Origin of the sequence: Pseudomonas sp. Rh2 (genome assembly GCF_040762985.1) — a bacterium.
Lineage (GTDB): Bacteria > Pseudomonadota > Gammaproteobacteria > Pseudomonadales > Pseudomonadaceae > Aquipseudomonas > Aquipseudomonas taiwanensis.
Genome location: NZ_CP142890.1, coordinates 4,219,692 through 4,232,941, shown reverse-complemented (window position 1 = coordinate 4,232,941; position 13,250 = coordinate 4,219,692). Strand labels below are relative to the sequence as shown.

Genomic DNA, 13,250 nt, shown 5'->3' with positions numbered 1-13,250 from the left:
TCGACTGTTCTGAATTCCCTGCGGGCAGTCATCGGTCGAGAGATTCCCCCGTGAACCCAGTCCCTCTAGTCAGCCTCGTCATCCCTGCCTGCAATCCTGATTACTTCCGAGCGGCCTTGGTCAGTGCCTTGGCTCAGGACTACGACAACCTCGAGGTCATTGTCTGCGACGACAGCCGTGGGGCGCAGATCGAGGCGGTGGTCGAGGAGTTGCGCAGCCTGGCGCGTCACCCGCTGGTCTATGTACGCAACCGGCAGCCACTGGGTTTTGCCGGGAACCTGCAGCTTGGGCTAGAGCAAAGTCAGGGGCAGTACATCAAGTTCCTCTGTGACGATGACCGCCTGATGGCCGATTGCGTGTCCAACCAGGTACGCCTGTTCGAAGCTCACGACGATGTCAGTCTGGTCGCGGCCAGACGTTATCTGGTGGATGCCGAAGATCACATCTTGCCGCAGCGTCTGGAGACCAGCCCGGTTACCTTTGGCGATACCCTGTTCAATGGCGACGACCTGCTGGATTTCTTCGAGACCCGTCAACTCAATTTCATCGGCGGACTGAGCAGCGTGCTGCTGCGCGCCAGTGATCTGCGCGAACTGCTGCCGGCGCTGGCACCGGGCTTCGTGGCCCTGCTCGACTTTGTCCTGTTCGTGTGCCTGCTGCGCCGAGGGCACCTGGGCGTCACCGCCGGGGTACATTGTGTGGAGCGGGTTCATCCCGACCAGCTGCGTCGCCAGGATCATGTGAAGGCCGCGGCTGTTCAGGAAGCGCAGCACCTGCGTGACATGTTCGCGGCGCGCACCGCCGAGCGCGAGCCGTTCTCCGGTTGGGTCCGGGTGCAGATCCTGCACCCGGACGAACGTGCTGGTCAGCGTACTTGGGAAAACCTGTTCCTGGTCCACACCTTGCGCTGTCTTCAGGCAATTCACGAGTCCCATGTCGGCAGTGACAGCGACAGTTTTGCCGAGCTTTATGGCAAATGGTTGGCCTGCCGCCAGGACCCTCTGGTGCTGGCGCGGCTGATGCGCCTGAGCGAGCACTGGCCGACGCGCCCGCGCATCGTGCCGGTGGTGATCGACCGCGAGGGCGATGCCCAGGCCCTGCAAGTGACCCTGGACAGTATCGCGCATCAGTCCTATGGCGCCGATACCACCCTGGTTCTGTCCAGCGCGCCTACGGCGGTACTGCAGGATGGCCGGGTGATCGGCCAGCTGTTGCAGGCTGATTGGGCCGAGCAGTTGAACGGCCTGGTCGACCAGCTGGAGGGCGTGGACTGGATCTACCTGCTGCGCGCCGGTGATCGGCTCAATGCGTTCAGTCTGATGCTGCTGGCCGAACGGATCGTCGCTCGTCCACAAATGGCCTGCTGCTACGGCGATGAGGGTAGTCTTCGGGAGGGGGTCTCAGCGGAACCTGTATTCAAGCCCGACTTCAACCTCGACCTGATGCGCGGCTACCCCTACACCGGTCGCATGCTGGCGTACTCCCGTGAGGCCATTCGAACGCTGGGTGGTTTTGCCGCGGGTTACCGCGAGCTGGCGCCCCACGATTTGCTCTGGCGCCTGGTGGAAAGCCGTGGCCCGCAGACCATCGAGCACATTCCAGAAGTCCTGGCTGAAACCACGTTGAGCTATGCCGCCTGGTTGTCCTCGACGGACGTGATCGAGGAAAATCCTCGCCTGCTCGATGCGCACCTCAAGCGATTGGGCGTGGCCTATCGGTTACAGAATGACGGCGGCGCGATCAACCATGTGCGTTACCTGCATGCCACGCAGCCATTGGTGAGCCTGGTGATCAGTGCCCGGGATCAATTGCCAGCGCTCGAGCGTTGCCTTGAAAGCGTGCTGGAGAAGACCGCCTACAGCCACTACGAAGTGCTGATCGTCGATAATGCCAGCCAGGGCGCCGACACCCATGCCTGGCTGGCAGCCCTGCAGCAGATGGGCGGCGACAAGTTACGGGTGCTGAAGCTGGAAGAGGAAACCAGCTTCGCGACTGTGCAGAACCTGGCCGCGCAACATGCCCGTGGCGACTACCTGCTGATGTTGAGTCCGTTCGTCGTTGCCACCGAGCCAGACTGGCTCGATGCGTTGCTCAGTCACGGGCAGCGCCATGAAGTCGGCGCGGTGGGTGCCAAGTTGTGCAATGGCCACGGCCTTGTCGTCCATGCCGGTGGCGTGCTTGGCCTGCGTGGAGCGGTGGGTTCGCCATTCGTCGGTGAGCCGATGGAGGCGGGCGGTTACATGCAGCGCTTGCAGGTGGCGCAGAATTATTCAGTTGTCGGCGCCGATTGCCTGCTGGTGCGCAAGCAGCTCTTTATCGAACTGGGAGGGCTCGACGACAGCGTCTTCGACCTGGCGTTCAGCGATGTCGACCTGGGGCTGCGGTTGGGCAAGGCTGGTTACCTGGTGGTCTGGGCGCCGGATGCCCGGCTGGTGCTCGACCCTCCGCCAGCGGCGGCGGTCGACCCGCAGCGCGAAGCTGAGCGCCAGGCTCGGCTGGCGGAACAGCATGATGCCTTCTTCCGCGCCTGGATGCCGGTCGTGGCGCGCGACCCGGCCTACAACATCAACCTGTCACTCAATGGTTCGAGCTTCTGCCTGGACCCGGGCCTCAAGGCGGCCTGGACGCCCTTCGTCGGTCGCCCATTGCCCCATGTGCTGGCCTTGCCGATGAACAAGACGGCGGTTGGGCATTATCGGGTAATCCAGCCGGTGGTAGAGCTGGAGAAGGCCGGCTGGGTCACCCAGCAGCAGTATTTCGAGATCCCGACCAACGTCGAGTTGGAGCGCTGCTCGCCAGATGTCGCGATTCTGCAAGGGCGTTACACGGAAGGTTTCGTCAAGGAAATCGAACGGCTCAAGACCTTCTCCAAGGGCTTCTGCATCTATGAACTGGACGACTACGTGATCAACGTACCGAAGAAGAATGGTCACCTCAAGCACACGCCCAAGGATCTGGAAAGATCGCTGCGTCGAGGTATCGAGCGTTGTGACCGCCTCGTGGTGTCGACCCAGGCCCTGGCGGATGCGCTGCATGACACCCACAGTGATATCCGGGTGATGCCGAACATGCTTGCCGAGCAGCTCTGGACCGGCTTGCGCAGCCACCGTCGCACCTCGCGCAAGCCGCGGGTAGGTTGGGGTGGTGGCACCAGCCACACAGGTGACCTGGAGGTGATTGCCGATGTGGTCAAGACCTTGGCGAACGAGGTCGACTGGGTGTTCTTCGGCATGTGTCCGCCCGCGTTGCGGCCGTACATCAGCGAGTTCCATCCGCCGGTACCGCTGGAGCTGTACCCGGCCAAGCTCGCCAGCCTGAACCTGGACCTGGCCCTGGCGCCGTTGGAGTACCACATTTTCAACGACTGCAAGAGCAACCTGCGCCTGCTTGAGTACGGCGCCTGTGGGTACCCGGTGATCGTCACCGACACCCGCGCCTACGAAGGCTACCTGCCGTGCACGCGAATCAAGACCAACAGCACGGCGGAGTGGCTGGAGGCGATTCGCATGCACCTGGCCGACCCGGACGAGAGTTTCCGCATGGGTGACCGACTGAAGCAGGAAGTGCTGCGTGACTATGTGCTGCGTGAAGAGCATGTGCAGCATTGGTACAGCGGGTGGATGCCAGGCTGATCGAGGCTTTCCAGGGCTGTTCGCGGATGGCGTGGCGTCTGCGAACAGCTCGCCATCTGCGCAGGTTAGGCTCTGTACGAAAAGCCTAGATACTCGGTGATGCTGCGTTGAAGACAGCCTCGGAATGCTCATTTACAACCCGTAAACTCCGCTTCCTCGGCTGTTTTCGCCTTGCCTGGGCTTCGTCTCAAGACTTTCCACACAGAGCCTAGGGTGAAAGACGCCATTTGGCGCGTTTCCTGCAAGTCCCCCGTCATATCGCCATAAATCGTGCAGCCACACGACCCATGGCCGGTGACGAACAAGAGGGGACTACATGAAGGCGGTAATTCTGGCGGGTGGACTGGGCACGCGTATCAGCGAAGAGTCCCACCTCAAGCCAAAGCCCATGATCGAGATCGGTGGAAAGCCAATTCTCTGGCACATCATGAAGCAGTACTCGGCCCACGGCATCCACGATTTCGTGATCTGCCTGGGCTACAAGGGGTACGCGATCAAGGATTTCTTCGCCAACTACTTCCTGCACACCTCGGACGTCACCTTCGACATGCGCGCCAACCGCATGGACGTACACCAGAACTACAGCGAGCCATGGCGGGTCACCCTGGTCGACACCGGTGAGGAGACCATGACCGGTGGTCGCCTGCGCCGCGCAGCGCGCTACCTGGAGGGCGAAGAAGCGTTCTGCTTCACCTATGGTGACGGCGTCTCGGACCTGAATATCGGCGCCCTGGTCGATTTCCACCTGGCCCACGGCAAGCTGGCCACCGTCACCGCCGTACAGCCCCCAGGACGCTATGGTGCACTGGCGCGCGATGGCGACCGGGTCAGCGGTTTCGTCGAGAAGCCCCGTGGCGACGGCGGCTGGATCAACGGTGGCTTCTTCGTGCTCTCGCCCAAGGTGCTCGGCTACATCGCCGATGACCAGACCTCCTGGGAATCCGAACCGCTCGCGCGGCTGGCTGCCGAGTCGCAGTTGCACGCCTTCCAGCACGATGGCTTTTGGCATCCGATGGATACGTTGCGCGACAAGAACCACTTGGAACACCTCTGGCAGAACGGGGAGGCACCATGGAAACAGTGGGCCTGAACCCAGCGTTCTGGCAGGGCAAGCGTGTCCTGCTGACCGGTCACACCGGCTTCAAGGGCAGTTGGCTTGCGCTCTGGCTGCGTGAGCTGGGCGCGCAGGTCACGGGTTTCGCCCTGGACCCTGGCAGCGAACCCAGTCTGTTCGAGTTGGCCCGGGTCGGCAGCGATATCACTGATGTGCGCGGCGACCTGCGTGACTTGGCGGCGTTGCTTGAAGTCGTGGCCGAAGTGCAGCCTGAAATCGTCCTGCATCTGGCGGCGCAGCCGCTGGTGCGCGAAGCCTACCGGGACCCGCTGGGCACCTATTCCAGCAATGTCATGGGCACCCTCAACCTGCTGGAAGCCGTGCGCCAGGTTGGTGGAGTGCGCGCCTGCGTGCTGGTGACCACCGACAAGGTCTACGCCAACCAGGAATGGCCGTGGCCGTACCGCGAGAACGAAGCCCTCGGCGGGCACGACCCCTACAGCAGCAGCAAAGCCTGCTGCGAGCTGCTGGCACAATCCTATGCCGCCTCGTTCTTCCCGGCGGCCAAGCACGCCGAACACGGCCTGGCCCTGGCGACCGCCCGCGCCGGTAACGTGTTGGGCGGTGGCGATTTCGCCGCCGACCGCTTGGTCCCCGATGTGCTGAAGGCTTGGTCAGCAGGTGAGCCGGTAACCCTGCGCTATCCCCACGCCGTGCGCCCCTGGCAGCACGCGCTGGAGCCACTGGCCGGCTACCTGCTTCTGGCCGAGCGCCTGTACCAGGAAGGCCCGGCCTATGCTGGCGCCTGGAACTTCGGGCCAGGCGAGCAGGACATGTGCAGCGTTGGCGAAGTGGTCAATTACCTTGCCCGCCAATGGCCCGAAGCGCCTGGGCTGCAGGTGGAGCCGAGCGAGCTGCACGAGGCCGGCCTGCTGCGCCTGGACAGCTCCCGCGCCCGCCAGGTGCTGGGGTGGCGCACGCGCTGGACGTTGCGCGAGTGCCTTGGTCACACCCTCGACTGGCACCTTGCCTGGCAGCGCGGCGAAAACATGCGTGCCTTCACCCTCGACCAGCTGAACCTGTATGCGGAGCTGTCGTGACTGATCTGCGACTGCAAGCCTTGCCCCTCGACGGCCTGTTCAGCGTCCAGCACAAGCGTCATGGCGACGCGCGTGGCCAGTTCGCCAGGCTGTTCTGCGAAACCAGCCTGGGCGAGCTGGGCACACCGTTCCAGGTGCGTCAGATCAACCACTCGCACACCCTCGGTCAGGGCAGCGTACGTGGCCTCCACTACCAGCTTGGCGATACCCCGGAAGCCAAACTGATCACCTGCCTGCGCGGTGAAGTCTGGGACGTGGCCGTGGACCTGCGCCAGGGTTCGCCCACCTTCCTGCAGTGGCACGCCGAGCACCTGCGTGCCGGCGATGGCCGCAGCCTGTTGATCCCAGCGGGCTTTGCCCATGGCTTCCAGGTGCTGAGCGAGGAAGCCGAACTGCTTTACCTGCACAGCGCCGACTATGCGCCAGGACGCGAAGGCGGGTTGTCGGTGCACGATCCGAAACTGGCCATCGCCTGGCCGCTGCCTGTCAAGAATCTGTCAGCCAGGGATGCCGAGCACCCCTGGCTGACCCCATCGTTCACCGGAGTATGTCCATGAACTGCCGTGGCTGTGGTACCTGCCTGAGCCTGCCCCTGATCGACCTTGGCACCGCGCCGCCGTCCAATGCCTACCTGCGCGCCGAGCAGTTGGCCGCGGCCGAGGCCTGGGTGCCGTTGAAAGTGGCGGTGTGCGAGCAGTGCTGGCTGGTGCAGACCGAGGATTACACACGCGCCGATGCATTGTTCGATGCCGACTACGCCTATTTCAGCTCCTATTCGAGCTCCTGGCTGGCTCATGCCCGCGACTACGTGGGGCAGATGGTCGAGCGCTTTGGGCTGACCACGCACAGCCGTGTAGTGGAAATCGCCGCCAACGATGGTTATCTGCTGCAATATGTGGCCGAGCGCGGCATTCCTTGCCTGGGTGTGGAACCCACCCGCAGCACTGCCCAGGCAGCACGCGACAAGGGGCTGGAGATCCGTGAAGTGTTCTTCGGTCAGCAAGCCGCCCGCGAGCTGGTCAAGGAAGGCTGGTCGGCCGACCTCATGGCAGCCAACAACGTGTTGGCCCATGTGCCGGACATCAACGATTTCCTGAGCGGTTTCGCCACCCTGCTCAAGCCAGGCGGCGTGGCCACTTTCGAGTTTCCACACCTGCTCTGCCTGATGGCCGAGCATCAGTTCGACACCCTGTACCACGAGCACTATTCGTACCTGTCGCTGACCGCGGTGAATACCCTGTGCGCGCGCAACGGCCTGGAGATCTTCGATGTCAGCGAACTGCCCACCCATGGCGGTTCGCTGCGTGTGTTCGCGCAGCGCGCTGGTGGCCCGCAGGTGCGCCAGCCCAGCGTCGATGACCTGCTCGGCATCGAGGCGGGTGTGGGTGTGAGTACGGCGGCGTTCTACAGCACCCTGGCGCCTGCGGCCGAACGCATCAAGCACCAGCTGTTGCGCTTCCTGCTGCAGGCCAAGGCCGAAGGCAAGCGCGTGGTCGGCTATGGCGCAGCTGCCAAGGGCAATACCTTGTTCAACTACGCCGGGGTCAAGCCTGATCTGCTGGCCTGGGTCGCCGACGCCAACCCGCACAAGCAGGGCAAGTTCCTGCCAGGTAGTCGGATTCCAGTGGTTGCCCCTGAGCGCCTGGCCATCGAACAGCCCGATTACGTGCTGGTACTGCCCTGGAACCTGCTCAAGGAGATCAGCGAGCAGCAGGCGCAAGTCCATGAATGGGGTGGGCGGTTCGTCATCGCCGTGCCGGAGCTGACCATCCTGTGAGTGCCTTGAACGTGCTTGTCACAGGGGCCACCGGTTTCGTTGGCCGGCATCTGGTCAGTGCACTTCTGGCTCGCGGGCATCAGGTGCGCGCCGTCGCGCGCAGACCGGAAATCGCCCGGACGATGGCGTGGTTCGACCAAGTCGAGTTCGTCAGCGCCGATATCCATGACCCGCAACTGCCGATCGACGCGCTGTGCGACGGTGTCGACGCATTGGTGCACCTGGCTTGGCCTGGGTTGCCTAATTACCAGGGGTTGTTTCACTTCGAGCACAACCTGATGGCTGACTATGGCTTTATCCAGCGCGTGGTTCAGCGCGGGGTTGCCCGGGTCCAGGTCACGGGTACCTGTTTTGAATACGGCCTGCAAAACGGTGCGCTGCATGAGTCGCTGCCGTGCCAGCCGGCCAACCCCTACGGGCTGGCCAAGCACAGCCTGCGCCTGTTCCTGGAAAGCCTGGCCCGGCAGCAGCCCTTCGCTTTGCAGTGGGTTCGGCTGTTCTACCTGTTCGGCGAAGGGCAGAACCCCAGCAGCCTGCTGGCGGCGCTGGACCGGGCCATCGATGACGGGCTGGCGCGCTTCGATATGTCGGGCGGTGAGCAGTTGCGCGATTTCCTGCCCATCGAGACCGCCGTCGGCTACATGGCCGAGTTGCTTGGCCAGGGTGATTTCAGCGGTGTGGTCAATTGCTGTAGTGGTCAGCCGATATCGGTTCGCACGCTGGTCGAGACCCATATCGCCCGCCGTGGTGCACGCATGGCGCTGAACCTGGGGCACTACCCTTATCCGGCCCACGAACCGATGGCGTTCTGGGGCGATGCCCGTCGGTTGCGGGCCCAGCTGGGAGCTTGTGATGAAGCATGAGTTGTACCGCGCCACTGGCCTGCCGGTGCTGCAGAACCGCACCTTCGCCGATGCCGAGTCGGCACGCGCCTCGGCCAGTGCCGACATGCGCCTCGTGCAGGACAGCCGTACGGGTTTGGTCTATAACGACGCCTTCGAGGCAGACCGGCTCAGCTACGACAGTGACTACCAGAACGAGCAGGCTCACTCGGCGCGTTTCCAGCGCCACCTGGACGACGTGGAAGGCGTCATCGCCCGCTACTTCAAGGGCCAGAGCCTGATCGAAGTCGGTTGCGGCAAGGGCTGGTTCCTGGAGTTGCTGCGCGAACGCGGCTATGCCGTCACCGGCATTGACCCAGCCTACGAAGGCGACAACCCGGACGTGGTCAAGGCCCCGTTCACCCGTGAGCTGAACCGCTCGGCCGACGCCATCGTGCTGCGCCATGTGCTCGAACACATCGAAGACCCAGTGTCCTTCCTCGTGGCGATTGCCGAGGCCAATGGCGGGGCGGGACAGATCTACATCGAAGTGCCGTGCCTAGACTGGATCATCGAGCACAAGGCCTGGTTCGACCTGTTCTACGAGCACGTCAACTATTTCCGCCTAAGCGATCTGCGCCGTCTGTTCGGTACCGTCGCCGAAGCCGGCCACCTGTTCGACGGCCAGTACCTGTACATCGTGGCCGACCTTGCCAGCCTGCGTACCGATCTTGAACCGGTGCCCAGGCTGACGCTGCCTGCCGACTTCAGCGCCAGCCTGGAGCGCGCCGTGCACATCGTGCAGCGCGATGGCCAGCGTGGCTCGGCGATCTGGGGCGCCTCGTCCAAGGGCGTGATCTATTCGCTGTTCCTGCAGCGCGCCGGCGCGCCGGTGGACTGGGTGATCGACATCAACCCGGCCAAGCAAGGCCGCTATCTGCCCCTGAGCGGGGCGCGGGTGTCCTCGCCGCAGGAGGCGCTCGCGGCCCTGCCGCAGGGCGCGCAGCTGTTCGTGATGAATTCCAACTACCTCGAAGAAATCCGCCGCATGACCGACGATCGTTTCGTCTATCACGCCGTCGACAGCGCCGATTTCACTGACCTGCCAACCGAGTGAAGCACAATGACCGACACGCCTATCCAAGCCTTCGAAGCCGAATGCAACGCGCAAATTGCCGCCCAGGGTGAAGACAAGGAGCTGCAGCAGCTGTCCCGCGACTTCTTTAACAAGTCTGCCGCGCACAAGTACAGCTACCACTTTTCGTGGATGGGCCGGCCCATCATCCAGTTGCCCCAGGACATGATGGCGATGCAGGAGATTGTCTGGCAGGTGAAGCCTGACCTGATCATCGAATGCGGTATCGCCCACGGTGGTTCGATTCTCTACTACGCCTCGCTGCTGGAACTGCAGGGCCACGGTGAGGTGCTGGGCATCGACATCGATATCCGCCCGCACAACCGCGAGGCTATCGAGGCGCACCCGATGAGCAAGCGCGTGCGCATGATCGAAGGGTCCAGCATCGATGCTGCCATCGCCGAGCAGGTCAAGGCCATTGCCGAAGGCAAGAAGGTGATCCTGGTGCTCGACTCCAACCACACCCACGAACACGTGCTCAAGGAGCTTGAGCTGTACGCGCCACTGGTGGCCGTGGGCAGCTACTGCGTGGTGATGGACACCGTGGTCGAGGACATGCCGGCCGATTTCTTCCCCGATCGCCCATGGGGCCACGGTGATAACCCCAAGACCGCGGTCTGGGAATACCTCAAGGGCAACGACAGCTTCGAGATCGACTATCAGCTGCAGAACAAGCTGTTGGTGACCGTGGCGCCGGACGGCTACCTGCGCCGGGTTCGCTGAGACATTCAACAGGGTTCGATTTCTTCGGCGGCAACGCCAATGGTGGTGAAGACTATGCAAGGCAATTTCGCAGCAGACCAGGCAGCCACGCTGCGCGAGCGATTCACACTGGTGCTGATGACCCACAACCGTCCGGTATTCCTGCACCGCACGTTGCAGTACTACAGCAGCTATCCGTGCTCGATCCTCGTGCTCGATTCCTCTACCGAGTCTGCCGCGGCTATCGCTGCACAGTTCCCGGGTGTCGAGTACCTGCACCTGCCGCAGTACTCGTACCTGGGCTTCCAGGCCAAGCTGACCCATGGCGTGAGCCTGGTACGCACGCCTTACATGGCCTTCGCCGCCGACGACGACTTCCTGCTACAGGACGGCCTGAACCAATCGCTGGATTTTCTCGACGCCAACCCGGACTACGGGATGTGCCATGGCTACAGCATGATGTACCTGGCAGAGGCCACCCGCATCAATTACTTCCGCCGGGACAAGAAGGTCAGCGAGGACTACGGCCACCCGCGTGCGGAACAGCGGGTGATGGACTACATGGACGAGTTCATTCCGCCGTTCTTTGCCGTTACCCGCACCGAGCTGCTGCGCCGCTGGTTCGAACTGCTGCCCGAGGGCACCAGCTTCGAATGGCAGGAGATCGGTCATGTGTACTTCTTGCTGGCTAACGCCAAGGCGCGGATCCTGCCGGTCCCCTATGCCGTGCGCGAGGCCAACTACGGCAGCTCCGAGCACAAGACCGAAGTGATCCACGTGCTCAGTTTCACCGACGCCAAGTCGGTGGCTGGGCGTGAAGCATTCGCCGACTTCCTCGCCGGTCTGCCGACGGCCATTGAAGGACTGAGCCGCGAGGCGTTGCGCCAGCATGCCCTGGACAGCTTCGCGGCCATGGCCCAGAGCCTGTTCCAGCGCCGGGCGCTGACTTTGGAAAAGGTGTGGACCTCCAGCTGGGCCGATCCGCTGAAGCCGCCAGTGCGTAGCTTCCTGCCATCGCAATATGTGGAGATGCCTTTCTACAACCAGGCGTTCTTCGATCGCCTGACCGAGCTGGAATTCCTGGTTCACGCCATGCCTGCCGGGCGTCTGCAATTGGAGCAGCTCGAGGGCTTGTTGTTGCGTCAGGAATATCTGCTCCAAGTGCAGGACGGCGATACCCAGGCCACCCTCAAGGGGCGCTTGTGGCAGGCGCTGGAGTGCAACGGATTTAACCGCAAGGTCATTCAGAGACTGGTCGAGCAGCTGCGAGCGTCCGGTGAGGTCGAAGAGGCGGAGCTGTTCGCGGCCTGGCTGATGCGTCTTTTGCAGGTGTCGGAGCAGTCAGGGCGAGAGTTGCTTGGCAACATGCGCTCGGGGCGCCTGCTCGATTGGCTGGAGGCGCGCAAGCCCGACGCAGCGGCGCTGAGCGCAATCAACGAGCATTTGGCGCTGCACCAGGGCGGGCCGCAGTTCGGCATTCTGCTGCTGGACCTGGAAAACGATATGTCCAGGCTGCAGGAAACCTTCGACAGCTTGCTGGGGGGCTTGAGCAACGCATTCCGGATCATGGTGTTCACCACCGGCGAACCACCGATGGTCACCTCGCTGCACAACACCCTGCATTTCATCAAGGTCAGCCGTGAAGACTATGTCGAGCGGATCAACCAGATCGCCCGACAGACCGCCTGCGAATGGCTGCTGCTGGCCGAGGCTGGTGATCGTTTCACCGCCACTGGCCTCTTGCGCGCGAGCCTCGAACTATTGAACGCGCCGGATTGCCGTGCTGTCGCGGTGGACGAGATCCAGCAACAGGCCAATGGAGCCTGGCGTGAACTGCGGCGCCCTGGGGTCAACCTTGACCTGCTGCAGACAAATCCTGCGCTGATGGCGCGTCACTGGTTGCTGCGCCGCGAAGCGTTGGTGGAAGCCGGTGGCTTTGACAACCAGTACCGAGACGCCCTGGAGTTCGACCTGCTGTTGCGCTTGATCGAGCAGGGCGGCCTCAATGGCCTGGCCCACCTCGACGAGCCACTGCTGATCACCCCGGTGCCGAATGCCAGCGACAACGAACATGCGCGCCAGACTCTGGTCCGGCATCTGGCGACCCGTGGCTACAAGGCCCAGGTCAGCACTCCGAGCGTGGGTACCCTGCGTATCGATTACCGTCACATCGAGCGACCGCTGGTGAGCATCGTGCTGCAGAGCCAGGACAACTTTGCCGAGCTCCAGCGTTGCCTGGAAAGCATCCTGCAGCGTACCCGGTACCTGCGTTACGAAGTGCTGATCGCCGACAACGCCAGCCAATCGCCAGGGTTGCTGGATTGGCTGGCGCAGCTTCAGCAAGGCGGTGGCAAGGTGCGCGTGCTGCAAAGTGCCGAGCGCCTGAGCCCCGCCGCCCTGTGCAATGCGGCCTGTGCCGAGGCCAAGGGCGAGTACCTGGTGCTGCTGGCGGCCGATGCCGAGGTGGTAAACGCCAACTGGATCGAGGCCCTGCTGAACCAGGCGCAGCGTCCGGAAGTGGGCGTGGTCGGCGGCAAATTGCTCGATGCTTCTGGCAAGCTCAGCCAGGCCGGCCTGCGGCTGGAGGCTGAAGGTAGGGTTGTGCCAGCCTTCGCCGGCGAGTCCGCAGAGGCCGGTGGCTACCTGAACCGGCTGTCGGTCGAGCAGAACTGTCCGGCAGTCTCGGCGAGCTGCCTGATGATTCGTAGCGAAGTCTTCCGCGCCCTGGAAGGCCTGGACGAGGCGGTCTTCGCCCACGCTCACGGTGATGTCGACCTGTGTCTGAAAGCCGCCGCAGCCGGCCTGCTGACGGTGTGGACACCGCAGGTCCAGGTGATCCACCCAGGCACGCTCGTAGAGGATGAGGTGGCACTGGCGGCCTTGCGCGCCAAATGGTCGGCGCAATGGCAGGGTGGTATCCAAGGCACGGACCTTGCCCTGGATAAGGCGGCGCTGGACTGGGCTGGCTTGGTCGGCTGATCTCGCGCCCCCATGGGGCTGGCCTGCATCTTGCTTCGGGCTGGATCATA

9 protein-coding genes are annotated in these 13,250 nt (G+C 63.3%); all 9 read left to right on the top strand.

What is annotated here, in order from left to right; translation table 11 throughout:
• Positions 1-50 precede the first annotated feature (50 nt).
• Positions 51-3,632, top strand: a complete 3,582-nt coding sequence (locus VXM67_RS19240; RefSeq protein ID WP_027908230.1) for a glycosyltransferase — start codon at positions 51-53, stop codon at positions 3,630-3,632.
• Positions 3,633-3,948: 316 nt separating this feature from the next.
• Positions 3,949-4,722 carry a glucose-1-phosphate cytidylyltransferase gene (gene rfbF, locus VXM67_RS19235; protein WP_023381554.1) on the top strand — a complete coding sequence of 258 codons (774 nt, stop codon included), beginning with the start codon at positions 3,949-3,951 and terminating at the stop codon, positions 4,720-4,722.
• Positions 4,704-5,786 carry a CDP-glucose 4,6-dehydratase gene (gene rfbG / locus VXM67_RS19230; RefSeq protein ID WP_023381553.1) on the top strand — a complete coding sequence of 361 codons (1,083 nt, stop codon included), beginning with the start codon at positions 4,704-4,706 and terminating at the stop codon, positions 5,784-5,786. The genes rfbF and rfbG overlap by 19 nt, the downstream gene beginning before the upstream one ends.
• On the top strand, positions 5,783-6,343 hold the full coding sequence (locus VXM67_RS19225) for a dTDP-4-dehydrorhamnose 3,5-epimerase family protein (protein ID WP_023381552.1): 561 nt from the start codon (positions 5,783-5,785) through the stop codon (positions 6,341-6,343). Before rfbG ends, VXM67_RS19225 begins: the two co-directional genes overlap by 4 nt.
• The gene (locus VXM67_RS19220) at positions 6,340-7,563 is read left to right on the top strand and encodes a class I SAM-dependent methyltransferase (protein ID WP_027908231.1); all 1,224 of its coding nucleotides are present in this window, start codon (positions 6,340-6,342) and stop codon (positions 7,561-7,563) included. Before VXM67_RS19225 ends, VXM67_RS19220 begins: the two co-directional genes overlap by 4 nt.
• A gap of 5 nt (positions 7,564-7,568) precedes the next feature.
• Positions 7,569-8,426 (top strand): NAD(P)-dependent oxidoreductase, encoded by an 858-nt coding sequence (locus VXM67_RS19215; RefSeq protein ID WP_027908232.1) that lies wholly within the window; start codon positions 7,569-7,571, stop codon positions 8,424-8,426.
• Positions 8,416-9,501 carry a class I SAM-dependent methyltransferase gene (locus tag VXM67_RS19210; protein ID WP_027908233.1) on the top strand — a complete coding sequence of 362 codons (1,086 nt, stop codon included), beginning with the start codon at positions 8,416-8,418 and terminating at the stop codon, positions 9,499-9,501. The genes VXM67_RS19215 and VXM67_RS19210 overlap by 11 nt, the downstream gene beginning before the upstream one ends.
• Before the next feature lie 6 nt (positions 9,502-9,507).
• Positions 9,508-10,242 (top strand): cephalosporin hydroxylase family protein, encoded by a 735-nt coding sequence (locus tag VXM67_RS19205; protein WP_023381548.1) that lies wholly within the window; start codon positions 9,508-9,510, stop codon positions 10,240-10,242.
• Positions 10,243-10,296: 54 nt separating this feature from the next.
• Positions 10,297-13,200, top strand: coding sequence for a TIGR00180 family glycosyltransferase (locus VXM67_RS19200; RefSeq protein ID WP_104883416.1), 2,904 nt, complete (start codon positions 10,297-10,299; stop codon positions 13,198-13,200).
• Positions 13,201-13,250: the final 50 nt, after the last annotated feature.